Raw genomic sequence first — 26899 nt, forward strand, 5'->3', positions numbered from 1 at the left:
TAGGAGTGCCACGAACTTGAATGGCTGTTACAAGTTTCGAAGAGAAAATCACGTCACCTCGGCCGGTGAAGCCCTGTAGCCGATCTCGCCAGAGATTGGAAATCGATCGGTGACGCGTCCAAAGTCTGGCGACTTCGGAAACAAGTTACCTCAGGCCCTAGGGTGGCACTGGCAATGCTGCGCATAGCCAGTGCCACCCAGACCCCTCCCGAATCTCGCTATGGCTCGATTCGACCTCCCCAAGGCGAAGCCTTGGAGAGGTGACTCGCCAGAGATTGGAAGTCGATCCGTGACGCGTCCAAAGTCTGGCGACTTCGGCTACAGTCACCCGGAGCATCACTGCCTCTCAACGTGTATAATAATGAGGCATCACACCTCACCTGGTTAACTATCCCGCCTATGAAAACTTTGCTCACCACCATCTGCTGGGCTCTCTGTGCGCTGACGGTGCCCATCCATGCCCAGTCGCCTACGGCTCAACAGCCGGACACACAGGGGCAGGAGTTCTTTGAACAGAAGGTTCGCCCCCTGCTGATCGCGCGCTGCTTTGAATGTCATTCGGCTGAGAGCGAAAAGGTCAATGGCGGCCTGCGGTTGGATAGTCGTCAGGCAATATTTGACGGAGGCGATAATGGACCTGCGGCGATCGCTGGCCAGCTGGACGAGAGCCTGCTGATTCGAGCAGTGCGTTACAGCGAGGCTGGCTTCGAAATGCCACCGACCGGCAAATTGTTGCCCACGGAGATCGAGATACTCGAGCGGTGGGTGCAACTTGGATTGCCCATGCCGACAAGTGAATCGGCTGATGAACACTCAAGCGTTAAGCCCAAGAGAGTAATCGATATCGAGGCCGGTCGCCAACACTGGGCATTTCAACCCCTCACCATCTCCGAACCCGGTATCGACGTGACACTGTGGAGCCGTACGCGCACCGATGCATATGTGCAGGCAGCTTTGAGCGAACGTCAACTGGCTCCTTTGGCGCCAGCAGAGCCTGACAAACTGTTTCGACGAATTAAGTTTGATTTGCTCGGTCTGGCTCCAACGCCCGCTGAACTTGCTGACTATCTGGCTGACCCGACGCCCGACGCGCTGGACAAACAGATCGATCGCTGGTTGGCTTCGCCACGTTACGGCGAGCGCTGGGGACGATTCTGGTTAGAGTTGGTGCGTTACTGCGATGTCTCCGAGTCGTGGGCAGAAACGCAAGGCAATTCGTACCTGTATCGCGATTGGGTCGTGCGCGCCTACAACGATGATATGCCGTTCGATCGCTTCACGCGCTTGCAATTAGCGGCGGATCAGGTGAGTGATGCCGAGCCAGCCGACGTAGCGGCCTTGGGATACATCGGACTCAGTCCCAGTTATTGGAAAGAACTACAACTGCCCGTCGAGATCATCAAGATGATTGTCTCCGACGAATACGAAGAACGCATTCATACCTTTTCGAGCACGTTCTTCGGCTTGAACATGGCGTGCGCTCGTTGCCATGATCACAAGTTCGATCCGATCACCGTGCAAGACTATTATGCGCTGGCTGGTGTCTTCGCCAGTACCCGCGTGGCCGATCGCGCCTTGACCACCGGCGTTGATTCACTGCAGGTCTACGCGGCCAAGAAAGATGTGGAGAAATGGCAAGCTGAATTGAACAAGCTGGATACGGAACTCAAGACGATCGAAGCAGAGATCGCCAAGCTAACGCCACCTGCCGAATCAGCATCCGGTGGCGCTCAGGCTCAATTGAGTGATCAGCAGAAGCAAACGCTCGACGCGCATACCAAGTCACAATCTGATAAACGGGCGCAAGTAGACAAGCTGAGTTCGCAAATTAGCGAGGCGCGAGCGCTACCGGGGTTCGATTTGCCGCTAGCGCCAGGCGCCATCGATGCCACGCTGGAAGTTAAAGAAGCGGTCGGGACACATGGCAGTCGAATCGTCTTTGAAAACCAGCCCAAAGACGTCGCGGTTGAAATTCGCGGCAATCCCAATAAGCCGGGTGACATCGTGCCGCGACGTTTTGTGTCGGTGCTCAGCAGTACAACACCGAGCAACTTCGCGCGCGGCAGCGGGCGCTTGGATTTGGCTGAACAAATGTTCGAACAATCATCACCGCTGATCGCCCGCGTCTTCGTCAATCGCATATGGAAACATCACTTTGGTATCGGACTGGTCAGTACACCCAGCGATTTTGGAATGCAGGGAGACCGTCCCACGCACCCAGAACTACTCGATGACCTGGCGCGTCGGTTTATTGCCAGCGGCTGGTCGATCAAGTGGCTCCATCGTGAAATCATTTCTTCGGCTGCTTATCAGCAGCAAAGTCGATCGACACGCGCCGGCCTGGATCCTGGCACTGCGCAATGGTATGTCGGCTTTCCCCTGCAGCGTTTGGATGTCGAGCAATGGCGTGATGCGATGCTGGCGGCCACTGGCTCGATCGATTGGCAAATCGGCGGCCCGCCTACAGAGCTGAGTCAAGCGGACCATAATCGACGCACCTTGTATGGATTGGTGCGTCGTCGCGAGCTCTCGGATGTTCTGCGCTTGAATGACTTTCCCGATCCGCTCACTCACAGTCCCCAGCGCACGCCTACCACAACGCCTCTTCAACAGTTGTACACGCTGAACAGTCCCTTCATGCAGCAACAAGCCGTGGCCCTGGTTTCGCGTCTGTCGCGTGAGGCACCAGCGGAGGACTTGGCAAAAATCGAGCTAGCTTATAGATGGCTATTCGGTCGCGCGCCCACCGCGGTGGAATTGCAAGCTGGCGTAGATTATGTCCAAGGTCAGCCGCCCGAGGCTTGGAACGAATACGCCCAAGCTTTATTGGCCAGCAATGAGTTCTATTTTGTTGACTGAGCAATCATGCATATGAACCAGATCAATCTACCAACTCAGTCTGTGAATCGACGCCAGCTGTTGCAATCGATCGGCGGTGGCTTCGGATTGCTGGGATTGGCCGAAGTTTTGCGCGCGGCTGACGGCTCCAGCCTACCAGGCCTCGGATCAATCTCGCACCTGCATCAACCGCATTTTGCGCCAAAAGCTAAGCGCGTCATCTTTCTGTTCATGAATGGCGGTCCCTTCCAATGCGATCTGTTTGATCCCAAGCCAGACTTGAATCGTTTTGCTGGTCAGAAGCCACCAGGCACAGACCTCCGCACCGAACGGCCCACCGGTTCGCTGATGAGTGTGCCCTTCAAGTTTGCGAAACATGGCCAGAGTGGTGTAGAAGTCAGCGAACTGTTGCCGCATACGGCCAAGTGTATCGATGACATTTGCGTCCTGCGCTCGATGTATACCGACAATCCCAATCATGGCCCGGCTTTGTTCATGATGACCAGCGGCGCTCTGACGCCCAGTCGGCCGACTTTAGGCGCTTGGCTATCGTATGGCCTGGGAACCGAAAACGCTAACTTGCCATCGTTTGTGGTGCTGTGCCCAGGTCGGCCCGTGCGATTTTCCGAATTATGGAGTAACGGATTTTTGCCGGGCGAACATCAAGGCACCTACATCAATCACTCTAAGCTTGATCCCAAGCAGATGATCCCGTTCTTGAACAATGCGACTCTCAGCAGCCAAGCCCAGCTGCGGCAACTCGAGTTGCTGCGCAAGCTGAACGCGGCTCACCTGGCTGGCCATCATGGCGATCCCAGTTTAGAAGCTCGCATTCGTTCGATGGAGATTGCGTATCGCATGCAGTTGGAAGCGTCCGATGCTTTTGATATCCATCGTGAATCGGAGACGACGCGCGACCTGTATGGTAGAGGCGACTTTGCCAACGGCTGCTTGTTGGCACGACGCCTGGCCGAGCGCGGCGTGCGTTTCACTCAAGTTTACTACGGTAATGGCCAGCCCTGGGATACGCACTCCAATCACACTGCGGCTACGCGCGATTTGTGTAGAGATATCGACCAACCGATCGGGGCTTTGCTAACGGATCTGAAAGCCCGCGGCATGCTCGAAGAAACCTTGGTTGTCTGGGGTGGTGAGTTTGGACGCACACCGACGACCGAAAATGCCGATGGTCGCGATCACAATCCCTGGGGCTTCTGCATGTGGATGGCTGGAGGTGGAGTTCGCGGTGGCATGACGTACGGGGCCACCGATAATTTCGGCTTCCGCGCACTAGAGAACAAAGTGCATGTACACGACTTGCATGCCACCGTTCTGCACCTGATGGGTTTCGATCATGAACGCTTGACCTATCGTCACGGTGGACGCGACTATCGCTTGACCGATGTTTATGGTCGCGTCGTACATGAAGTTATCGCCTGATTAGACAGCGCCAGCGATTTCACTAACGAGACAGAGAACTTGCGATCGTGAACCAACATGTCAGCGCTGGCTTTGTGGTGTAGCCGAAGTCGCCAGACTTTGGATGCCTGGCAATCAGTTTTAAAACGCAGAGTTCGCCGAGGCCGCAGAGAAGACTGTTCAAGTGAATCATCCGATTTTGGTCTTCTCTGCGATCCTCTGCGTCTCTGCGTTTCTAAATTGGAACTCGGACAGTCACCCCTGCCACACGATGGATTTTGTAACCAGCCCGGTCCACCGTATGGCGACGGTGGCTACTTGATCAAGCTTGGAAATTGCGAGGCGAGTTTTGCCATCAACTCTTGGGGCAGACGCACACCGCTGTAGAGCAGGGGTGGTTCAGCTTGATCATATTCACCGCGATAGGTTTTCAGATGATCGATGGCTTTATTGGCGTTGGTGAACGGATTGCCGGTTGGAAAAGTGGCCGCTAGTTCGAAGGCGGTACCAACGATGGCGGCGACATCTTTCGAGAGCTGGTTAGCGCGCTCGCTGTCGCCACGCTCGCACGCAGCGACGATCGCAGCCAGTTCTGCGGCAAAGCAGTTGGCGGTGCTCAGCAAGAAACCGTCGTAGTTTCCGCCGCTGGATTTCAGCCAATTTGCATAACCGCCGCGTTCGGCACCGCGCACCATGAATACGCTATCAGTCTGGATACTTGAACTGGCCACGCGATCTTCGCCGCTGGTGTCTTTGAACAGAATGATATTGTCAAACTCAGCGATCAGTTGTTGGACCGTTGCTGGCTGCAACTCGTTCTCAGTCACCTGAGGCAACTGATAGAGTGATGTTGGCAGGCCTAATGACAAGATCTCTGATAGTCCAGCGGCTAACTGGCTCTGAGAGAGTTGAGCTCCCTTGGCAGCGCACACGGTCAGGCCAACGCAAGCAGAATGTTGTAAGTGTCCACTCAAATTCTCGATGGCCGCTAAAACATCGCGAGTCGTCGTTTTAAGTACGCCAATCGAAACATGCAGCTTCAGTTCAGCGGCAATGGGCAAGACGATCTTCAAGAGCTGGTCGATGTCGGCATCGGACATCTCCCAACCTTCGCCGGTTGAACCCGGGACTAGTAGTCCGCCAACCTGTGGCGATAAACGCTGCAAGTGTTGCTCGATACGTGCAGCGTCGAAGACTCGAGGGCCGCAGAAGTAGCTCAGCGGCGGACACCACAATTTGGGAATGCCATTGGGAAAGTGACGCTGCTGCAGTTCCAATCGAGTCATCTTGTGGTTATCACTTTTTTAGTCTTATCGATTCAATGCCTCTTGCGCCTTGGCAGTTTCCAGGGCTTGCGCGTCGGCAGCAGTCTTGGCAGCGTGTGGCGATTGCTGCTGCGAAACGGCAACCGATAGCCATCCGTCCCGAACTTCCACTTGCGATACCGCCAGGTCCTGAGCTCGAGGATCATTGACCCATTGGCTGTGAATCAAGTTAAGATTCGATTGCGGCGCGAACACCGTACCAAAGATACCACGCAACGGAACCTTCTGCGAGAAGCTCAAGCGCGGACCATCGACGCTAACCACGCCGTCACGTACCAGGGAGGCTTTCATACCTTCGGCCACTGGCACATAACTTACTCGAATAATGAAGCGATCGAACGACATGTTACGCTCGGGGTGATTCAATTCCGCAATGCGCAGCGTCAGTTCCAGTTTGCCCTCTTTGAGTTCGACGGTGATAGGTCGTGTCGGGGCAAAGCGCACCGTTACGTCGCGTGGTGCATCTTCGGGCAGTTCCCAAGGCGATTGATCAAAGGCTTCGGCCAGTTTGTCACACAGCTCCGGCAGCGACCAGGTCTTTTCTGATAGGTGCAGTTGCGTAAGTGCGTTGTTGATGGCCGACTGGTGGATCTGCATGCTGACCAGCGCGTCGCCTGGAGCGCGAGGACGAGCCGTATGGGCAGCCATCTGGCCGTCGCTGGCCAGGCGGTAACGAATCGTCAAACGATCTTCGCTAGTGTTCATGGCCACGACGATCGGGCTCAATCCAAGTCGTTCCAGTGGCCCGATGAAAGTATGTTTCAACTGGGATTCAGCGTTGGTGAGTTTCTGTTTCAGCTGTTTGTCCAGCTCCTGATCGGTCTCTTCGGCGATGATGCGTCGGGTAATACGTTGGGCTAGTCCGCGTTGTTGTTCGAACTGTTCGCGAACCATCGCGCGGAAAAAGTCACCCACGACCGGTAAACGGTCCAGATCGGTGCTCATACTATTGAGATATTGACGGGTATCGACATTGGTCGGATCCGCAGAGACTTTGATCCCCATCGGATCCATGCGCAGAGTACGGGCGCTAGTAATCTTGGCCACCGAAGTTTGGTAAAAAGCGGCGGGCCCTTTGCTGCTGCGCGTATCGCTTTCCATATCGCCTTCAACACCTAGTTCCATGTGCCACGCATTGACATCGGGAATCAAACGTACTTTCAGATTCGTGCGTACCTGGCTATTGCCGCTGGTATCGGCACCTAAGATGCGTTGGCGAACAGGGCGAGCTTCGAAGGTATCGCTGGGCATCATCCGCTGTAGTAACTTGCTGGACACTGCCAAACGGATATTGGCATTGCGATAGTGATCGTTGATGGCTGATGCCAAAGCCCGCTGGGTGGGTTGCGATGAGACACGCAAAGTTTGAACCGTATGTGCCAACGATGTTCGGCAACGGTTGATCGGATCTTCTTCCAATTGTTCCAGGTCGGTCATCAACTGTCGGAAGTCGACAGGTTGGGTGGCCCATGGTGAGAGTTGGCTGCTGAGTTGATCAAAAGCAGGGCCATCCAAGAACTTGCGCTGGGCCGCGGTTAAGCGTTCCCAATTCAGCCTCGTCAAGATGGTTGTGGCGATTTCATTTCCCTGCTGCCAATCGCCGCTGGGATTCTGGCACCACTGGATCATCTCGCTGAGCTGCAAAAACTTAACCCAACCTGAGCCGTCTGCCTGGGTCTCGATGTCGTTTTTGATTTGCGTGGCAAGCTGTTGCAGTTGTTCGCGTGCCTGCGGATCGACAGTATAGCCACTCGATTGCACGTTGCCACTCTGTAAGCAGTTGGAAATGGCTTGCCATATGCGCGCCCGGCGCTCAGTTGCATACGCAGTCAGCCCCAGCTGAATTGCGTGGTCATGCCCTTCCAGGCGACCAGCGATGCTGTGAGCTTGTGCGGTTAGCGTTAACAACGCTTCCAAGTTAGTGGGAGTGTCGGTGTGTTGCAGGCCATCGGTATAGACGATCTGCCGCACCCGAGATTCGACTTCGTGGCTCCACTCCTGAACAGCTTTCATGGGCGAGACAGTTACATAGCCGATCGACTGCATCGATGATGAACCAGTTCGCAGTTTCGCCAGGTCGCGTAGCAGAGTGGTGGGTTCAGCCATGATACCGGTCGCGACACTGGTCGGAGTCAAAGTGTCCAAGCGACTTGAGTCAATCGTGCTCTCGACCGGTTCCAGCGTTTCTTTGGCTACAGACACTTCCCGAATCGGTGCATCGAACGCGCGATCCATGGCGTTGATCAGTTTGTCATTGGCTTTTGCATCCGTTAGCGTCAACGCGACCATATCGGGAATCGCGGTGGGCGCATGCAAGACAACTGACGCCACCGGTTCTGGTGGTGCGCTGAGCATGAGGGCGGTCTGGTTATCGGCCAGATGACTGGTGCGTTGATCCGCTGCACCGGCTGGTCCCATGGGTGCCGGTTTATTCTGAGGCAACAGTGCCAGTGTTGGATCGTTGCCAACCCAAATCCCACCGATTGCCCCGGTTGAGTTCTTACTGGTCTTGGTAGCCTTGGTCGAGTCACGGTAGTCTTTTTCGACTGCCAAGACGAAGTAGGTTACGATGCCAGCCACCGTAAAGGTCACCATCCAGCCGCGGTAGCTTCTCTCGCCGTGCATGCCAAAACCCCCGAAATGCCCCTGAGCGTAAAACGTGGACCGTGCCCAGGCCACGCCTTATCCCTATCGGCACAATCCCACCGGGTACCAAATGCCAGCACGTACGATTGGTGCTTTCTCGCCATGCTGCTATTCCGCCCAGCTAAACTCGGCAAACTTTGCGGGCCAGTAGTAGAGCGGCTGTCCCCAGCCGCTCAGAACCCTCTAACCCATTGCCCGACCGACCACTGGTCCATTGGCACCGAACTAAGCGACCAGCGGAAACATCTTTGAAACGCAGAGACCGCAGAGTCCGCCGAGAAAACGCGGAGGACAAGACCTCTTTCCATCGGTCTTCTCTGCGATCCTCTGCGTCTCCGCGTTTGGAGAAAAGGAACCCTCTAACCCATTGCCCGACCGACCACTGGTCCCGGGAGGGCGAATGCTCCTGCTGAGCCAACACCGCTCAGAACAACGGACACAAGTCTCGGGGGATAGTCGTAGAGCGGCTGTCCCCAGCCGCTCGGAACCCTCTAACCAGAGTCTCTTCCTACCTAGCGACAGTGTTACAGCTGGGCGACTTGCCAGGTGCAGAGCAGCTGGGGACAGCTGCTCTACATTGGTAGGGAATTTGGTTAGAGGGTGCTGAGCAGCTGGGGACAGCTGCTCTACTCCTACGGCGAAGCGACTATAATGTAGGTCCCGCCTTTACTCCCTCCGACTCCTCGATGGTGTGCGAGCAAAAATGATTGTGAACCAGCTCCGTTTGACAGCTATCGTAACTGGGCTCTTTCTTCTTTCTGGGCACCGAGTCAGCGCGCAGTCCCTGGACTTTCAGCGTGATATCCAACCGATCCTGGCTGAGAAGTGTTGGCACTGCCATGGCACCGACGACAAAACCCGCCAGGGTGGTCTGCGTCTTGATGACGCAGTTGCCGCCCTCAAAGGTGGCGATTCGGGAGTTGCCATTTTGCCCGGCAAGTCACAAGAGAGTCTATTGATCGCCCGCGTCACGACCTCCGATGCCGATCAAATCATGCCACCCCCCAAGGAAGGCAAACCACTAACGGACACGGAAAAGCAACTGCTGGCCAAATGGATCGACCAAGGTGCCGAGTACTCAGAACATTGGGCTTTCCAAGCGCCGCAGAAACATCCTTTGCCCCACGCCGGCACCGATCAACCGATCGACGCTTGGGTCAGACACGGTCTCAAGCCGCTAAACCTCGAACCCGCGCCGGCTGCGCCTGCGCATGTACTCTGTCGCCGAGTCTACCTGGACTTGATCGGCTTGCCACCAACCTTGGAAGAGCTGGATGAGTATTCGCGCATCGGCCATGCAGCCACCGTGGATAAGCTGCTCAATAGCCCAAGCTATGGCGAAAAGTGGGCTCGGCATTGGCTCGATGTTGCGCGCTATTCAGATACCAATGGCTATGAAAAAGATCTGCAACGCGATCAGTGGATATGGCGTGATTGGGTGGTGGATGCCTTCAACAAAGACATGCCCTATGACCGCTTCATCATCGAACAGATTGCGGGCGACCTCTTACCCGATGCAACTCAGTCGCAACTGATCGCAACCGGGTTCTTGCGCAACAGCATGTTAAACGAAGAAGGCGCGATTGTACCGGAACAATTTCGCATGGTGGAATTGTTCGATCGCATGGACTGCATTGGCAAAGGCATTATGGGACTGTCCACCCAGTGCGCGCAGTGTCATACGCATAAGTTTGATCCGATCACGCAAACTGAGTACTACGGTATGTTCGCTTATCTGAACAATACCTACGAAGCTCAGTCGTGGGTCTATAACGCCGATCAACAGAAGCAGATCGATGAAGCTCACGCCGAAATCGATCGCCAAATTGAACAGGCCAAGGCCAAGATGCCCGCAGATGCCTATGCAACCTGGCGTCAAGACATCCAGCAGCGACAAGGTGATTGGCAAGCGATCCATTTCGCCGACATGGGCAGCATCAGCGGTTTGAATCATCCAGTGCATGTCGTCGATGACGCCATATCGATGTTGGGTCATACTAGCGCCGATGTGTACATGATCGGCACTGCAGACCTGCAGGGTGTGACGGGCTTGCGATTGGAACTCTTGACCAGTGGCGACTTGCCCTTTCGTGGTCCAGGCCGCAGCAAGACCGGCACCTGGAATATTCAAGAATTGGAGTTCTTGACCAAAGCCGCTGGTCAGGCCGATTGGCAAAAGCAGAAACTAGTCGGAGCCACAGCGGATTACTCCGAAACGGAACAGGCTGATAAAGACGGCAAGAAGAAAACTGGCCCGGTAGCATTTCTGATTGATGGTACCGATGACACGTCGTGGCAAGCCGATCGCGGTGGTGGACTGCGCAACACTAGCAGCGTGGCGGTGGTAAAGTTTGAAAAGCCGCTGGAAGCGGTGGCTGGTACGGAGCTGAAAGTCGTCATGCGCATGGGCAACATGCCCGGTTGTGTGCGTTTCAGTCTTACGAAAGCCGCTGATCCACAAGCACCGCCCGTGTTATTGGATGCTGACCTGGCTGATAGCAACAATGCCGCTGCAGGGCGTCGCCTGTATTCAGCCTGGATCGCTAGCTGCGAACAGTTGAAAGAGCATGCCACTGCGCTGGCGGCCACTTGGGCCAAAATCCCAAGCGGCTATACGTCGGTACTGCATTTGGCTCAGCGCACCGAGCGCGAGGCGCGGCCCACACACATGCTAGAACGCGGTAATTGGGATCAGCCTCAGGACGTTGTTCAGCCTCATGTGCTGTCTAGTTTTCATCCGTTGGATGAGAGTTATCCCAAGAATCGATTGGGGTTGGCGATGTGGTTAGTCGATCGACGCTCGCCACTTGCGGCGCGCGTGGCGGTCAACCGCGTATGGCAAGTGATCTTTGGTGATGGCCTGGTGGAAACCGTCGAGGACATCGGCACACGCGCGCCTACGCCAGAGCATCGTGAGCTACTGGATTGGTTAGCGGTTGACTTTATGGACAAAGGCTGGAGCCACAAGCAGTTGATCAAACTGATCGTGAACAGCCAAACGTATCAGCAAAGTTCCGTCGTAACTCCGCAGGCGCAAGAGGTAGATCCACGCAATCGCTACCTCGCCCGCGGGCCGCGTTTTCGCGCGGACGCGGAAGTTGTTCGCGATATGGCCATGAGCGTTGCGGGATTGCTTACCAATAAATTAGGCGGGCCAAGCGTCATTCCTCCGGTGCCACAGAATGTGCTGGATTACAACTATGTTTATCCCAGTTACTGGACGCCAGCTACTGGACCAGAACGCTATCGACGCACCTTATATGGCTTCCGCAAGCGGTCCATGCCCGATCCAGTGATGTCGAACTTTGATGCTCCCAACGGCGACTTCTCGTGCGCGCGTCGCGTTCGATCCAATACACCGTTGGCGGCGCTAACGGGATTGAATGAGACCTTGTTCTTTGAATGCGCTCAAGGGTTGGGATTGCGCGTGCTGCGCGAAGGCGGTCAGAGTGATGCACAGCGGACCGACTACGTTTATCGCTTGTGTACTGGTCGTCCAGCCACTGCGGAAGAACACACGGAAGTAGACAAACTGCTCGCTCGACAGCGCGTACGACTGGCTGAAGGCTGGTTGAATCCACGCGAGATTGTAACGGGCGACCCGGCCAAGCTGCCTGAGTTGCCCGCGGGAACGACTCCGCAAGATGCAGCCGCGTGGGTCTTAACGGCTCGCGTGATGCTGAATCTGGATGAGACCATTACCAAGAACTAATGAGTTCACAATCACACAGTACGAACAATCAGAGAATAAACATTATGCATCCTCAAGACATCAAGCGTCGCTACTTCTTGCGTGATTGTGGCCTCAACGTGGGCGCTATGGCGGCCACCAGTCTGTTGGCCCGGCAAGCATGGTCGATGCCCGATGCGCCTACTCGACCGATGGCGCCCAAGCAGCCGCACTTTCCAGCCAAAGCCAAGCAAGTGATCTACATGTTTCAAGCTGGCGCGCCCAGTCACTTGGATCTGTTCGATCACAAACCAGAGTTAACCAAACGCGATGGCCAGTTGCCGCCTGCGGAATTGCTGGCCGGCTATCGGGCTGCGTTCATTAAACCCAATTCTGCTCTGTTGGGACCGAAGTTTAAATTTCAGCCGTATGGCAAATGCGGCATGGAAATGAGCGAGGTCCTGCCTCACATTGGCTCCATTGCCGATGAGATCTGTTTGATTCGCTCGCTGCAAACCGATGCAGTCAATCACGCACCTGCTCAGATCATGATGAACACCGGCTCGCAACAATTCGGTCGGCCGGGCATCGGAGCATGGACGTTATTTGGACTGGGCAGCGAGAGCGAAGATCTGCCCGGCTTTGTCGTACTGACCAGTGCCAAAGGCACCAGCGGTGGAGCCAGCAACTACGGTTGTGGGTTCTTGCCAACGGTTTATGGCGGAATACCGTTCCGCAATGCGGGTGATCCCATGCTGTACCTGTCCAACCCCAAGGGTGTCGACAATCAAGCCCAACGCGATTCGCTCGATGCGCTCAGTCAACTCAATTCACTAAGCTTTAAAGCCAACCAGGATCCGCAAACATCTGCACGGATTGAAAGTTATGAAATGGCGTATCGCTTGCAGATGAGCGCGCCGGAACTGATGAACCTGGCTAGCGAACCATCGACGATCCTGGAGATGTACGGCATCAAGGATCCGAAGGAATCGAGTTTCGCTCGCAACTGCTTGTTGGCTCGGCGATTGATCGAACGCGGCGTGCGCTTTGTACAGCTGTTTCATGAGGCGTGGGATCAGCACGGTAACTTAACCGCCGGTGTCAAAGCTAACGCAGCTGATACCGATCGCGCCAGCGCAGCGCTGGTGAAGGACTTGAAAGCCCGCGGCCTGCTGAATGAAACGCTGGTCATATGGGGCGGTGAATTTGGACGCACACCGATGGTCCAAGGCGGTAACGATGGTCGCGACCATCACAATCGCAGCTTCAGCCTGTGGATGGCTGGCGGCGGGATCAAAGCGGGCCACGTGCATGGGGCAACTGACGATCTCGGCTTTAACGCCGTCGTCGATCCCGTGCACATTCACGATCTCAACGCCACGATCTTGCATCTGCTGGGCTTGGATCACCTACGCCTGACTTACCGCGTCCAAGGCCGCGATTATCGTCTGACCGACGTGCACGGCAATCTTGTCAATGGTATCCTGAGCTAAGCCGAGGGCGTTAGCCCCGGTTATTTGAACTAAACCGAGGGCGTTAGCCCCGGTTCCTACTTAAACGCCGCAGCCGCCACAGCCATTGTCCTGAACGATTGGTTATTACATCAAAGCTGTGGCTGCGCCACAGCACTCCAAAGAAACCGAGGCTAACGCCTACGGCTTAGGGGATGGATTGCACGACATGAAGCCGACTGGATGCGCATGGCTACTGATTTCCTTGCTAATGTGCGCGGTAGCGACCGCGCAGGATCGAACGCTCTCGAGCGTCACGCATGGCGCTACGGCTCAAGAGCGTTTGCTTATGGAGCAGATCGACCAACTGGCTAGCGCAAGTCAATTTACCGAAGCCCTGGCCAATCTGCGACGTTTGGTCGACAATTCTCAAGGGCGTTTGATTGAACTGGGGCCAGTTGCCCGCGCCTCAACGTTGACGATTCAAAAGCACGTACCGATCACGCGCTGGGCGCATGAACGCTTGAACTTGTGGTCTCGCGCAGCTGGACCAGCGCTAGCGAAGGCGCTTGGTAGCGAAAACGAACTGGCCCAGCGAGCGCTTACCTCCGCAGGCATTAACGCGCACGAGATTGAGCGCATCCTCGATCGCTATCCGTTGGCCGACTCGTGCGTGCCGGCCCGACTGATGTTGTGCGATCTGTATCTGGATCGCGGCTGGACAACGGCTGCCAGGCAAACTTTGGATGTACCTGAAATGGCCTGGCATGCACAGCGCATCGACGAACCGATTCAGTCGGTTAGTCTGCCTTGGCCAAGCGTCTGGCGGCATTTGCACAAGCGAAACAACATCCAAGAGTTGTTGGATCACAGCTGGCAAGCCATCACAGCTACGCTCGATGGCAGTTCCGACCGATTACGTCAGGAACTGCTGGAGCGAACTGCGACGATCAGTGCCATCGACAGCACCGATCAAGAGGTGACCGATACGCTGCAATGGGCCAGCGCAATGAGCCAGCGTTTGCCGGCCGCCATGCAAACCGAGCTGAAGGAAACGCTGGTTTCTGTCAAAGAAGTGCACCGACAGCGACGAAGTGATCAAGGCAAACAGACGATCAATTCCATCACTTTTGCAGGCGATGTTTTGCGCAGCGGCCATGCTAATCAAAACACGGCAGCGATCGATCCGGGCAGTTGGCCCAAATGGACGCGGCAAGTGGAACGCATGACGGGTGCCGCCGATCGCAATCCGGCCAGTAAGCCACCGGTGGGCGAAAATGCGCTCAGCCTCTTGCCTTACCATCCGCTCATTCACGAAGGCCGAGTCTACGTCAACGAACTGACACGAGTCATGGCTTATGACCTGGCCGATGGCAAGAGTTGGCCTAAGACTGAGCCCGCCTTGCCACTGTTCGATAGCGGCTTGACGGCGGCGAGTTATCTACCGTTTGGCTACCCGTTCATGGGCGCGCCGCGTGGTACGTTGACGATCCATCGCAACACGCTGTATGCGCGAATGGGACCGCCAGTAACTGGCTGGTTTGGAAAAGCACCCAGCAACGAAGCCCGATCGTTGAGTTACCTGATCGCGCTCGACCTGGAGCGACAAGGGAGCATGCGACCTGGATTTCCCATTCACTTACCCGCTGATGAATTCCCCAACTGCGAGTTCGAAGGAGCACCCCTTGTCTCGGGTGATCAAGTGTTGGTGTGCGTTGCCACGCGCGACAACGTTAATTTGCGACGTAGCCTGATCTCTATCGATAGTCGCTCTGGCCAGGTTCAGTGGCGTTCGCCTGCCTTGGCTTCAGGTATGGTCAGTGGTAGTGAACAATTCAGTTTGCTGGCGCACCAACTGGTCACTGTGGCGGGTGGTCGCGCGTTTATCAATACCAACCTGGGTACTATCGCTTGCGTCAATCAGGCTACTGGTCAAATTGTTTGGCTCGCACGTTATCGACGCAGTACGCCACAGATGGATGAAGCGTACCCCAAACCCGATCGCTTTCGTTATCGCGATTTGACGCCGTGTATGGTCGTAGGCACGCAATTGATCTGCGCGCCGCAGGACTGCCCCGAAATTTTTGCGCTCGACATTACCACTGGCGAACTGTTGTGGTCGACCGACAACGAACAGGTCGATGACGTTACGCAATTGCTAGGGGTCGCCGGAGAATGCCTGGTCGTTTCAGGTGATCGCCTCTACTGGCTTGCGACCAGTAGCGGCAAAGTTCAAGCTGCGTTTCCGGCGGGCAGCGTGGGAGAAGTGGCCAACGCCCTCCCGGCCCCGCGTGGTTACGGCCGCGGTGCCTTGGCCGGCAATCAAGTCTATTGGCCTACGACCAGTGAAATATTCGTGTTCGATGCTGATCAATCCGCCGCCCAGAACTCGATCACTCCAGCCATTCGCTCGCGCATTCGGCTGGACACCCGCGGCAGCGAAGGCGGTAACCTGGTGCTATTCCAAGACGGACTATTGATCGCCGGGGCCAGTCGCCTATTCGTCTTTCGAGAATAACACGCCAGTAGCGGAATGCGTCAAGCATTTCGAGAGTTCTGGTAGCGGAATGCGTCAAGCATTTCGTATCGCACAACTCGAAAGCCTTGACGGCTTCCGCTACTTCTTTGCTATTAGCGTTTGACTTGTTGGCGAACGACAGCTTCCAGTTCGCTGATGTAGCGATCGTAGTTGTCGTAGAAAGCTTGCTTGTTGGCGTCACTGGTGAACAGCAACAGGTACTGACGATCTTTCAGAACGCCGTCGTAGATGGAGCCTTCGACTAGTCGACCTTCTTTCAGATAAACCAGCGGATCATGACCGGATAGTATGGGCGTGTAATTATCTGGCGAGGCCAAGAACTTCTGGGCAGCAGCTTCGTCACTCAAGAAGTAGACACGTCCTCGATGGCGGATGGCAAACTTTTCTGAGCCTTTGATCCACTCGGAAGGTTCGCTGCACAGGGCCACTGGGCAATAGCCGCTTAAAGCCGGAACCGAAGCGGTGCCGGAGGAAGCGGGTTGCGAGTTGAGCGATTGTGGGTCGCTGGGCAAGTTGCTAGCGGCGGCGTCAAGCTGACCGCCGCGTACGACCGAATGGCTGCTGTTTACAAGCATGCCAGGAAATGCACCGTTCGCCTGCGGAGCAGAACCAGCGGGTGCCCACTGGGTAGGGGTGGTTGGTGCTGCGGCGGCTTGTGGCAAGGCGACCTGAGGTGAGTTCAGTTGAGCACTCGACTGTGCGGTTTGCTCGAGAGCCGGGCCGGGCGCTGGTGTGGAGCTTTGAGGATTGGCGAAATGTGGATTGGCGACGATGGCGTCGCGGCCGTTGACTTGACGACCGTTGGTATAACCGTTGGGGTTATTGGCCAAGGCAGGTTGCTGTCCGTCGACATTGGGTTGGGGCAAGCTAGGGGCCAGCGGCAGGTTGCTCGAAGAGCCTTGTTGGGCTTGAACCGTGCTGAAGGCGCCAGGGCCGCTTTGCCAGTATTGGTTACTGGGAACGTTCGGCATCTTGTTTTCGTTGACGGTAGCTGATTGAGGTGGAGGCAGAGTCATGCCGGTCGCATTGGGGATGGGACCAGCCGCGACCTGGCCGGTTTGAGCCTGGCCGTGAGCGGACTGTCCTTGCCAGGTTGGGCTGGGCATAGGTGCCGGGCCGCTGGTCGGTGTTGAAGCCAGCGACGTAGGAGCGCCGTAAGGCGTAGCTCCGGAGCTAGCGTTGTTGTAGGGCGAAGGCGCCGAGTCGCGGCCCGGAGCGGCTTGTTGCAAGCTGCTGGACGCCGTGCGGCCATAAGGAGAAGGCGTGGTGGTAGGATTGGGTTGATTGCCAGCCAACATGGCGTTGCGATCGCGATTCATCAAAGCGATGTTCTGCAGATTCTGCAAGTAATTGCCGGGATTCTGATTGCAGACGCCCTGCATCAGCGTCTTGCCATCAGGCGAAACGAAGACATCTTGAGGCCAGCTGTGGACGCCATATTCGGCGGCAGTGCGGCGATCGCGAGTGGCATTGATGCGAACTGGAACGAAGTAGCGCTGCATCGTGCTGGCCACTTCGGCCCGCGTGAAGACGTTCTGCTCGAGCGTCTTGCAAGGCATACACTGATCGCCATAGAAATGGATCAGCAAGGGAACTTTGTATTGCTGGGAAATCTGTCGAGCGGCCGCCAGATCGTCGTGCCAATTGATCAGCTCTTCAGCCTGGGCTGGCTGGCATGTCAGCACAATGCCCAAGGACAGGGTCAGGAGAGCTCGCAGCATGGTATTCGTCCGTGAAATACTGGTCCGTTGTCGGTTGGCCGTCCATCTGACGGTATCCTTGGAAGGATCGTCACAATCGGACCGGCTCTTGAAAACTTGTCGAGAAAATAGTGGAAGTTTTCGGATTATTCGAAAGCTAGCGGCAAACTTAGCTTGACAGCGTAGGGTTGGCGGTTATTATTCCACCAAATCCTAACATCAGGAGTCTTCAGTAGGACCTCTGCCCGGCGTTCAACTGACGGATGCTTATGCGAGTGGTAGGAGAGACCCCACTCCGCAACCAGCGGCTATCTTGCCCAAGAGTTGCAAGCTTTTCCGGTCACGGTCGGACAACACAGGAAGGTTGGTCGCTGATTGTTCAGTGCTTCACCCTTCGAGCGTTACCATTGCCGCCACAGACGGCGACCATTTCAAGTTGAATCTTGATGGACGTTGCGCTGTGCTTGAGTTTGCACACAACTTTGTTTGTGAAGCCCCAGGGAGTTGCGTTTTCCCGAGGCATGCATGCTGCGGTGCTGAAGAATCTTCGATTGTTCCAAGACCAGTGGTCTTGGTCCCAAAGAGCCGTTGAAGGTCGGAGTAAATCCGGCGGCTCAAATGTTGCACGTTTCGCGTTGGTCTCGGTAGTTGGTGCATCCAACTGTCCCAGTCGCGAAGCACCAATCGTTGCTGAACCTGAGAGGGTTCAGAGATTTGTTTCGGTTCGTTCCCGAGAGCTTCCATCTCCTGGGTCCGGAAGTTCTTCACTCTATCGACATCTAAAACTTTGCCACACTTCACTGCACAGGTTCGATCGTCAGTCGCCAGGAGGCTGACCAACTGCGCATGTGGTACTCTAAGGCCTTAGCTGGATTAGCATTCTATGCCCAAGAAAAAGAGGTTCCGACCGCGTACTTCTTCGTCCTCCGCACCGTACGCATCAGGTGGAGCTAGTCGTCCACGTCGTCCATTCCGTCGCCGCCGACCCAACGGACAAGGCCCAGCTCCGGCTGGCCCCAATGGCGAAGGTCCAGAAGTTCTCGAAGGTGAGAACGGCGAAGTCTCCGATATACCACTCGAAGAGTTCATCGGGATTCTCGAAATGCATCCCAACGGCTACGGCTTCCTGCGGAGCGCCACCAATAATTATTCTCGCGAACGCACCGATCCCTTCGTGCCCGGCACGATGATCGAAAAATTCGGCTTGCGTCAAGGCGTTAAGGTCAAGGCCATGATGCAACAAGCCCGACGTCAACAAGGTCCTCGCGTCCGCGAGATCTTGGATGTCGACGGCATGTTGCCCGATGATTACATCAACGTCAAGAACTTCGATACCGATGGCTTGACACCCATCAACCCGGAACAGTGGTTGCATCTAGAAGTTGGTCCTCAACCGCTGACCAACCGCATCATCGACCTCTTGGCTCCGCTAGGCAAAGGCCAACGCTCCCTGATTGTCGCTCCGCCTCGCAGCGGTAAGACGATCATGCTGCAACACATCAGCAAAGGGATCGCGATGAACCATCCCGAAGTTCATCTGATCGTGTTGCTGATCGACGAACGACCCGAAGAAGTCACCGACATGCGTCGCAACGTGACCAACGGCGAAGTCATCGCCAGCAGCCTCGATCAGGACGTCGATTCGCACGTTCGCTTGAGCCAACTGGTGATCGATCGTTGCAAACGTTTGGCCGAGAGCGGCAAAGACGTGTTCTTGCTGATGGACTCGATCACGCGTTTGGCTCGTGCTTTTAATAAGTGGGTTGGCAACAGCGGACCAACCATGACCGGTGGTGTCAACATCAAGGCCATGGATATTCCCAAAAAGCTGTTCGCATCGGCTCGCGCTTTTGCTGAAGGTGGATCGCTGACCATCGTCGGTACCGCCTTGATCGATACTGGCAGCCGCATGGACGACCTGATTTTCCAGGAGTTCAAAGGCACCGGTAACATGGAACTGGTTCTCGATCGCCGCCTGGCCGACCGCCGCGTCTGGCCCGCCATCGACATCACGCAATCCGGCACCCGCCGCGAAGAATTGCTGCTCGATGCCGAGACGCTCAACGCCGTTACCATGTTGCGTCGCACGCTGAACACCATGCATCCTGTGGAAGCAATGGAGCAGCTGACCAAACAGCTCGCGCGATTCCCCTCCAACAAGGAATTCATCCGCTTAATCTCGGCCGCTAAAGGCATGGATTAACCCAACCCGTAGCGGAATGCGTCAAGCATTTCGTAAATCGACGTAGCGGAATGCGTCAAGCATTTCGTAATTCGACGCGGGAAAAACCTCGCGCCGACGAAAGCCTTGACGGCTTCCGCTACCATTCGATCTCTACTTTTTTTCCGCCAGCGCGCAAGAACCTCGATGCGAGCGTGTCTAATCAGTGACACTGCTCGCTGTTTATCGAGGTTATCGTGAACCCTGGACCAACCGACACCCGCGCAAGTTTGATCTTACGACTAGCCGATGCAGGTGACGTGGCGGCCTGGGATGATTTTCTGGCCATCTATCAACCGCTGGTCTTTCGAGCGGCTCTCAGACAAGGGCTGCAAGAGGCCGATGCTGAGGATCTCACTCAAGAGGTGATGGCCTCGGTTGCTTCGTCGGTCGCCAAGTGGCTTGGCCGCGAAGATCGAGGCGGCTTCCGCACTTGGCTCCTTCGGATCGCGCGGAATGCCGCGATCAATATGCTCACCCGTCGCGTGCATCAGCGCTGGGGCACGGGCGGCGACGAGGCGGCTCAGCAATTAGCTGCTGTGCCCGATGGCAACTCAGAGTGTAGCGGGATCTTTGAAATTGAATACCAACGTCAAGTCTTTCAGTGGGCCGCGGCGCAAGTTCGCGAGACCGTAGCCGAGTCTACCTGGCAAGCGTTTTGGTTGACTCATATCGATGGCCTGCCCATCGACCAGGTGGCCCAAGAGCTTAGCCTGAGCCCAAGCAAGATTTATGTAGCGCGCAGCCGAGTTATGGCCCGCTTGCGCGAACTGGTTCGCCAATATGAGGTAGGGCAATGAAAGGCAAACAATTAAATTGCGATCGAGAGCGATTAAACTCGCTGCTCAACGCCGACGAGGCCAGCGATGAGTTTCAGCTCGCGCTGCTGCATATCGAACAATGTCCTACCTGTCGCCAGCAACTCGAGCAGCTAGCTGCTACCGAAGAACTGTGGCGTCAATCGCACAGTGCGCTGACCCCAGACGAATTCGATAATAGACTACTCGCTTCAACCATCGATAGTTCATGGCAGCTTCTGCAGCGGGCCAGCCCGGTGACCAACTGGACCGAGGCTATGGCCAGGCAACTCTTGCAGCCACCTTCGCATCCCGAGATGCTGGGTCGACTAGGTCGCTACGAAATTGAACGCTTGATTGGTTCAGGGGGCATGGGCATTGTCTTCAAAGCGTTTGATACGGAACTGAATCGCCCAGTAGCCATTAAGGTGCTCGCACCGCATTTGGCGGGCAATGGAGCCGCGCGACAACGTTTTGCTCGCGAAGCCCGCGCGGCAGCGGCGGTGGTTCACGAACATATCGTGGCCATCTACAACGTTGAATCCAACGAGCTATCGCCGTTTCTGGTTATGCAATATGTGGCCGGTGAATCATTGCAACAACGCATTGACCGCATGGGCCCTCTGGAGCTGCGGGAGATTTTGCGCATCGCTATGCAGACGGCTGCGGGCTTAGCCGCCGCGCATGCGCAAGGCCTGGTGCATCGCGATATCAAACCCGCCAACATCTTGCTGGAACAGGGTGTGGAACGCACGCTCTTGACCGACTTCGGTTTGGCTCGAGCCAGCGATGATGCCAGTCTGACTCATACCGGTTTCCACTTAGGCACACCGCAGTACATGTCGCCTGAACAAGCTAGCGGTGAACCGATCGATGCGCGCAGCGATCTGTTCAGTCTGGGCAGCGTCATCTATGCCATGTGCACTGGCCGGGCACCGTTTCGCGCTGAAACCACGTTGGGAGTGCTGCGTCGCATTAGCGATCATCAGCCCCGAGCCATGCGCGAGGTCAATCCCGAGGTGCCCGAATGGTTGCAGCACCTGGTTGCCAGGTTGCATGCCAAGTCACCCCAGCAGCGGTTGAGCACTGCCGAAGAAGCACGTGGGCTGTTGGAACAATGCCTCGCGCACGTTCAACAGCCTACGATCGTCAGCTTGCCAGAGGAACTGCGCCACTGTGCCCAACCATCAGCGGGAGCTTCCGCGCGGCCATTACGAATGTGGCTCCTCAGGGCTAGTGCCATGATCTGCGGGTTGAGCGTGGTCGCAGTCTCCGTATGGCTATGGCAGTTCATAAATCAACCAGCTCCTGTTCCCCCGTCTGCCAATGCAGCGACTAAGTGGGAATGGGGCCAGCGGAAACTAGAAACCTCCAGCGACGAAATATCCAAGCTGGAGTCGCAGGCCCAGCAATGGTGGCCTTCCGCGGAATGATCAGTGTTACAGCTTTGTTGTCCGAAAGGTTAAATAATATGATACGACCGTCCAATGTTTCGTCGGCGTCTTTGGCCGGCCTCGCATGTTTGGTACTGGGGATCATGGGTTCCAGCGTGCATGCGCAAGTCGCGTCACCGCCGACAGCAACCACTCCGGCAGAGAACGCAGCTGCCGACGAGACCTTAAAGGTCTTCAGCCTGCGCTACGTCGACGCAATAACCGTCCAAGAGATCTTGCTGAAACTGTATGACGGCAAGTGTGTGGTTACAGCGGAACCGAAGTCGAACAGCCTGATTGTTCGTGGGCCTGACAGCGACCTCGATATCATAGCGGCCTTGATTAGCGAACTCGAGGAACTGCGCAGGTCCAGCGACGCTGAACTATCGAAAGGCGCCGGGAATGTCCAGACCTCGGGCCAAAACGATCGAATATCTTTTTGGGCTCCTGCGAATCAGAAATCGATCGAACAACTGCGAACTGAATTCCAATCGCTAGAGCGGCAGAGTCAAGCTTTAGCCGCAGAACTGCGTGCTAATGGATCACCGCAGAACAACATCGATAAGAAGAAGTTAAGCGATTTAGTAGAACGTGCCTTTCAAGCTCAACAGCAACTGCAACAAGCGGAGATAGCCGATCAAGCCCAACGTTTGGAGAAGATCCAACAAACACTCACGACCCGCGCTGGCTTGCAGGCGCAGATCGTCCAGCGTCGCGTTGACGAGTTGCTCGATCCCAATCTGGATTGGAAGAAGCAAGAGTCACCAACTTTGACAGTCCCACCGGCTTCACCTGCGCAAATTGAGAACACCAGTCCCAGTCAACCGGCCAGTTTGGACGCCCGCCGGTTCGAGGTCGGCTCGTTAACGCCTCAAGCCACTTTCTCGACCACTGAATCTGAACTGTTAAGAACTACTCCCGAACAAATGCGCCAGCTATTGCGGCAGCGCATTGATGAGATTCGAAATACACAAGGTCGGATTGTTCGTATGCTTAAGAGTACCAATGCCGTAACATTGCAGAATGCGCGAATCCTTGAAGCTGAGTTGGCCGATCAGCAGCAGAACTACAAATTTGCCTATATGCAGCTAGAGGAGATCATCAAGTATTTAGAAAACGCAGCTTCAAGCGTTAAGACGCAACTAGATCTGGCCCTCCAAACACTCAGTCAAAAGAAGCTCCTGTTTGAGAAAGGAAGCGCAAGCACATCTGAAGTTCAACAAGCCAGGATTCGTCCGGAGGAACTGCGAGTTGAACTGCAACGCGTCGAGTCCCTCCACAGGCTGTACCGCGCCGCCGGCGATGGCATGACACTCCCGGACGACACCGGCCACCCGGACATGACCGCTTTTAAAATCGAAGCTGAGCAGCTCGGCGCCGGAGAGTGGCTAGCCGGCGACGGGTCGATCACCTCCACTCCCAACGGCGTCATCGTCCAAACTACGCCTGGCGATGTCTCCCAGCTCCGCTTCAACCAGATTCCCGGTAACGATGGTGCAGAGCTACGGCTAAAGATCGACGTTCCGGCGACTGTTAGTGAAACCTTGCAAGATCTTGGATTTGCGGCCACACCTACTATCAGCCTTTCCAAGCAAGAAATCGAAGAAGCCCTGGCCGGCAAACCGCTTCACAAAACGTTAGTTCTGACTGCAGACTTGACCGTCATCGAGAAACCGTCATTTGACGCAGCCACCGAGAGCGGGAAATATGCACTTCTTGCCACCATCGACCTCGAGCAAGCTCCGAGGTAAATAGTTTATACATCAACTAATTACTTTACGTTAGTCGTAGGTCCATCGCTTAACCCGTAGCTGTATATCGTTTAACCCGTAGCCGAAGGCGAGGCAAACGAAGGAGTACACGTGCACTGGATAGATACTTCATTGAGCACGCAGATGCTCAGGTAAACGCAGGCTTGGGTTCGAGGGTTCGCCTCGCCTGCGGCTACGGGTTAAACGAGTGATGTGGCAATCAAACAGGTCTTGACCCGGGCGACTACTTCTTACGAGCAAAAGTGAATAGTACGGCGCCCATGAACGCAAAGCACGCGACGCCCAGCAAGTGGTATCCAGTGACACCCCCCATGGCGTGTTCTAGCGATCCTTCGGCGCTAACGTTCTTGAGCGCTTTGCCGACGTTTTCACTGACCGAAAGCAGTGCGACGATCACACCTGAAAGAGCACCGCCGGCTACCAGGCCGGTGGCAAACAGGTTGCCTTTGCCCAACTCGTCATCATGTGCACCAGCCGCGGCAGTTGCGGACTTGCCACGATTCTTGAACGCATCAGCGATACCGCGAATCACGCCGCCAATCCAGATCGGTAGAGTTGTTGCCAACGGCAAGTAAAGTCCGACGGCAAACGAGAGAGCTTTCACTCCACACAATTCCATGGTGATCGAGATAAAACAGCCAGCCAGCACAAACTGCCAGTCCAGATTGAACGACAACAAACCTTTAATCAAAGTAGCCATCAAGGTTGCTTGTGGCGCGTTGTAGAGCGATCCAATGGCGTGCATTTCGCCGCGTTCGATCAACTCGGTTGTGGGTGTGTCCAAGAATTTGACGGTGAAGCCGATAACTAAAGACGAAACGATCACGCCAATAAATAAAGCCAATTGCTGATACATGGGCGTTGCCCCAACCAGATAGCCGGTCTTCAAGTCCTGGCTGGTCGCGCCTGCATTGGCCGCCGCAATACAAACCAAGCTGCCCACCACCAATGCCATCGGTTCGTAAAACGTACCGGTCCAACCCACACCGATGAACACCAGCGATGTGCCCATGATCGTGGCGATCGTCATGCCGGAGATCGGGCTATTCGATGAACCGATGATACCCACAATCCGACTTGCGACGGTGACGAAGAAGAACCCGAATACGATGACCAGTCCACCAATCATTAGTTTGTTGGCTACGGTATCGCCGGGAATTCCAGGCAGGATCGCCATCAATCCTACCAGTCCCAAACTGCCGAGCACGACGACCAAGATCGAGAGATCGCGTTCGGTGCGAGCCCGACCACCTTCGTTGCGCCGACCCAGCGAACGAAATGCTTCTAAGAACGAGGCCAAAATGGTGGGCATCGTCTTCAGCAACGTAATGAAGCCCGCCGCCGCGACGGCGCCGGCGCCGATCTGACGAATGTAAGTTCGATAAATGGCGTTGGCTGGATCGAGGAACTGCTTGGTTTCCGCGTTCCAAACCTTTTCATCCAGCTTGAAACCCAGCTTGACCCACTGGGCCGCAATGGTCTCTTGAGGTACCAAAGTCGCCAGCAGCGGCGTCAAAGCAAACGAAGCAATCACGCCACCGGCTACTAGAATGCCAGCGATCTTGGGACCGATGATATAGCCGACTCCCATGTACTCGGGCGTTATTTCACCTGCGACAGCTGCAGCAGGTAAGTACTTGTTCGACAGGGCAGTCACATACCGCGGTGTTTCAGCGATGACGTGAAAGACCTTCTGCAAAATTGCATACAGAACCGCGAAGCCTAGCCCGAAGAAGGCGGTCGAGGCCAAGGAACCACCTTTTTCACCAGCAATCAAAACTTGCGCACACGCCGTGCCTTCAGGATACGGCAGCGTGTCGTGTTCGTTGACGATGAGCGGCCGACGCAAGGGAATCATCATGAGCGTGCCCAAGATACCGCCAAAAGTGGCAATCATCATGATCGTCATGACTTGAAAGTAATTGGTGCTCTCCGGATCGCTCAAGAAGATAAACGCGGGCAAGGTAAACACGACGCCGGCCGCCACGCTTTCGCCCGCGGAGCCGCACGTTTGAATGATGTTGTTTTCGAGAATCGTCGTCTTAAGGAATCGTTTACCAATCGAGATCGCCAACACCGCAATGGGAATCGAGGCCGATACGGTCAAGCCGGCCTTGAGGGCCAGGTAAACCGTCGACGCGCCAAAGAGCACACCAAAGATTGATCCGAGGATAATCGCCTTCCATGAGAATTCCGCCACCGATTCGTCGCTGGGTGAGATGTAGGGGACTACGCCACTAGTTTTCTTCTCTTCGGCCGTACTCATACTAGCTGGTCTTTCCTCGAAGGTTCGGTTCTGGCATTGCGTGGCCCGGTCAGTTGTCGAGTATCATACATTAGCTGTTCCGCACTTTCCATTGATCCGTCGGAGAGTCTTATGCCAACCAAAACCGAGATCTTGGCTGAGCTCAAGCAGCTCAGTGACGAATCGACCCGCAAGACCCATCAGCGCCACGGAGCGGTCGAGCCGTTCTTTGGTGTGAAAGTGGCCCACTTAAAGACGATTCAGAAACGCATCAAACACGATCACAAACTGGCCTTGCAACTGTTCGAAACCGGTAACGCCGACGCCCAATATCTGGCCAGCTTCATTTGCGAGCCGGCCAAGTTTACGCCAGCCGATCTGCGACGCTGGGCCGAGACTGCCAACTGGCATATGATCAGCGAGTACTCAGTCGCGTGGGCGGCCGCTGAATCGCCACACGGATGGGAATTGGGCAACGAGTGGATCCAATCAAGCGATCCCAAGATCGTGGCCACCGGCTGGGCTACGCTCGGCTCATTCGTTAGCGTCACACCCAATGACCAAATCGATACCGCCGCGGTCAAGAAGTTGATCAAGGGCATCCCGAAAGCAATCAAGCACGCGCCGGCACGTGTCGCCTACACGATGAACAATTTTTTGATTTGCGTCGGCTCGTATATCGAAGCCTTGACCGATGTTGCGATGGACGTTGGAGACAAGCTTGGCAAAGTCGAAATCGACTTGGGCGATAATTGCTGCAAGGTTCCTTATGCACCTGAGTACATCACCAAGGTTATTCAAGCGGGTCGAGTTGGCAAGAAGCGCAAGACGGCTTACTGCTAA

14 protein-coding genes are annotated in these 26899 nt (G+C 55.6%); 10 read left to right on the forward strand and 4 right to left on the reverse strand.

The features are described 5' to 3' along the window. Nucleotides 1-399 precede the first annotated feature (399 nt). Nucleotides 400-2859: a PSD1 and planctomycete cytochrome C domain-containing protein gene (locus SH573x_RS17400; RefSeq protein WP_479348925.1), complete on the forward strand. Its 2460-nt coding sequence runs from the start codon at nucleotides 400-402 to the stop codon at nucleotides 2857-2859. A gap of 6 nt (nucleotides 2860-2865) precedes the next feature. After that, nucleotides 2866-4278 (forward strand): DUF1501 domain-containing protein, encoded by a 1413-nt coding sequence (locus tag SH573x_RS17405; protein WP_479348926.1) that lies wholly within the window; start codon nucleotides 2866-2868, stop codon nucleotides 4276-4278. Nucleotides 4279-4571: 293 nt separating this feature from the next. Here the strand turns inward: SH573x_RS17405 and SH573x_RS17410 are convergent, their stop codons facing one another. Continuing rightward, entirely contained in the window at nucleotides 4572-5543 is a 972-nt protein-coding gene (locus tag SH573x_RS17410) for a dihydrodipicolinate synthase family protein (protein ID WP_479348928.1), read from the reverse strand. A 24-nt stretch (nucleotides 5544-5567) separates the two neighbouring features. Continuing rightward, nucleotides 5568-8207: a hypothetical protein gene (locus SH573x_RS17415; protein ID WP_479348929.1), complete on the reverse strand. Its 2640-nt coding sequence runs from the start codon at nucleotides 8205-8207 to the stop codon at nucleotides 5568-5570. A 724-nt stretch (nucleotides 8208-8931) separates the two neighbouring features. Between SH573x_RS17415 and SH573x_RS17420 the strand changes: the two genes are divergently transcribed. The 3 genes from SH573x_RS17420 to SH573x_RS17430 all read left to right on the forward strand — a co-directional run bounded on the left by SH573x_RS17420 (nucleotide 8932) and on the right by SH573x_RS17430 (nucleotide 15867). Then, on the forward strand, nucleotides 8932-11940 hold the full coding sequence (locus SH573x_RS17420) for a PSD1 and planctomycete cytochrome C domain-containing protein (protein ID WP_479348931.1): 3009 nt from the start codon (nucleotides 8932-8934) through the stop codon (nucleotides 11938-11940). A gap of 44 nt (nucleotides 11941-11984) precedes the next feature. Beyond that, nucleotides 11985-13391, forward strand: coding sequence for a DUF1501 domain-containing protein (locus SH573x_RS17425; protein WP_479348933.1), 1407 nt, complete (start codon nucleotides 11985-11987; stop codon nucleotides 13389-13391). Between the two features lie 187 nt (nucleotides 13392-13578). Beyond that, nucleotides 13579-15867, forward strand: coding sequence for an outer membrane protein assembly factor BamB family protein (locus tag SH573x_RS17430; RefSeq protein ID WP_479348934.1), 2289 nt, complete (start codon nucleotides 13579-13581; stop codon nucleotides 15865-15867). Nucleotides 15868-15980: 113 nt separating this feature from the next. Here the strand turns inward: SH573x_RS17430 and SH573x_RS17435 are convergent, their stop codons facing one another. Further along, nucleotides 15981-17609, reverse strand: a complete 1629-nt coding sequence (locus SH573x_RS17435; protein ID WP_479348935.1) for a thioredoxin fold domain-containing protein — start codon at nucleotides 17607-17609, stop codon at nucleotides 15981-15983. An 862-nt stretch (nucleotides 17610-18471) separates the two neighbouring features. Here SH573x_RS17435 and rho point away from each other — a divergent pair. From rho to SH573x_RS17455, 4 genes are all read left to right on the forward strand, one after another. After that, the gene (gene rho, locus SH573x_RS17440; protein WP_479348936.1) at nucleotides 18472-19791 is read left to right on the forward strand and encodes a transcription termination factor Rho; all 1320 of its coding nucleotides are present in this window, start codon (nucleotides 18472-18474) and stop codon (nucleotides 19789-19791) included. A 215-nt stretch (nucleotides 19792-20006) separates the two neighbouring features. Then, nucleotides 20007-20609, forward strand: coding sequence for an RNA polymerase sigma factor (locus SH573x_RS17445; protein ID WP_479348938.1), 603 nt, complete (start codon nucleotides 20007-20009; stop codon nucleotides 20607-20609). Further along, nucleotides 20606-22039 (forward strand): serine/threonine-protein kinase, encoded by a 1434-nt coding sequence (locus SH573x_RS17450; protein ID WP_479348939.1) that lies wholly within the window; start codon nucleotides 20606-20608, stop codon nucleotides 22037-22039. Before SH573x_RS17445 ends, SH573x_RS17450 begins: the two co-directional genes overlap by 4 nt. A gap of 38 nt (nucleotides 22040-22077) precedes the next feature. After that, nucleotides 22078-23790 (forward strand): secretin N-terminal domain-containing protein, encoded by a 1713-nt coding sequence (locus SH573x_RS17455; protein WP_479348940.1) that lies wholly within the window; start codon nucleotides 22078-22080, stop codon nucleotides 23788-23790. A gap of 244 nt (nucleotides 23791-24034) precedes the next feature. On the opposite strand, the gene SH573x_RS17460 is transcribed toward SH573x_RS17455, so the two are convergent. Beyond that, a complete protein-coding gene (locus SH573x_RS17460) occupies nucleotides 24035-26077 on the reverse strand; it encodes an OPT family oligopeptide transporter (protein ID WP_479348941.1) in 2043 nt (680 codons plus the stop codon). Nucleotides 26078-26188: 111 nt separating this feature from the next. Here SH573x_RS17460 and SH573x_RS17465 point away from each other — a divergent pair, with 111 nt between their 5' ends. Continuing rightward, nucleotides 26189-26899, forward strand: coding sequence for a DNA alkylation repair protein (locus SH573x_RS17465; protein WP_479348942.1), 711 nt, complete (start codon nucleotides 26189-26191; stop codon nucleotides 26897-26899).

The organism is Rania fehmarnensis (assembly GCF_056494185.1).

Bases quoted from the DNA above. Each gene is read 5' to 3' on its own strand.
- SH573x_RS17400 (WP_479348925.1), top strand. From the start codon at position 400: ATGAAAACTTTGCTCACCACCATCTGCTGGGCTCTCTGTGCGCTGACG.
- SH573x_RS17405 (WP_479348926.1), top strand. From the start codon at position 2,866: ATGCATATGAACCAGATCAATCTACCAACTCAGTCTGTGAATCGACGC.
- SH573x_RS17410 (WP_479348928.1), bottom strand. From the start codon at position 5,543: ATGACTCGATTGGAACTGCAGCAGCGTCACTTTCCCAATGGCATTCCC.
- SH573x_RS17415 (WP_479348929.1), bottom strand. From the start codon at position 8,207: ATGCACGGCGAGAGAAGCTACCGCGGCTGGATGGTGACCTTTACGGTG.
- SH573x_RS17420 (WP_479348931.1), top strand. From the start codon at position 8,932: ATGATTGTGAACCAGCTCCGTTTGACAGCTATCGTAACTGGGCTCTTT.
- SH573x_RS17425 (WP_479348933.1), top strand. From the start codon at position 11,985: ATGCATCCTCAAGACATCAAGCGTCGCTACTTCTTGCGTGATTGTGGC.
- SH573x_RS17430 (WP_479348934.1), top strand. From the start codon at position 13,579: ATGAAGCCGACTGGATGCGCATGGCTACTGATTTCCTTGCTAATGTGC.
- SH573x_RS17435 (WP_479348935.1), bottom strand. From the start codon at position 17,609: ATGCTGCGAGCTCTCCTGACCCTGTCCTTGGGCATTGTGCTGACATGC.
- rho (WP_479348936.1), top strand. From the start codon at position 18,472: ATGCCCAAGAAAAAGAGGTTCCGACCGCGTACTTCTTCGTCCTCCGCA.
- SH573x_RS17450 (WP_479348939.1), top strand. From the start codon at position 20,606: ATGAAAGGCAAACAATTAAATTGCGATCGAGAGCGATTAAACTCGCTG.
- SH573x_RS17455 (WP_479348940.1), top strand. From the start codon at position 22,078: ATGATACGACCGTCCAATGTTTCGTCGGCGTCTTTGGCCGGCCTCGCA.
- SH573x_RS17460 (WP_479348941.1), bottom strand. From the start codon at position 26,077: ATGAGTACGGCCGAAGAGAAGAAAACTAGTGGCGTAGTCCCCTACATC.
- SH573x_RS17465 (WP_479348942.1), top strand. From the start codon at position 26,189: ATGCCAACCAAAACCGAGATCTTGGCTGAGCTCAAGCAGCTCAGTGAC.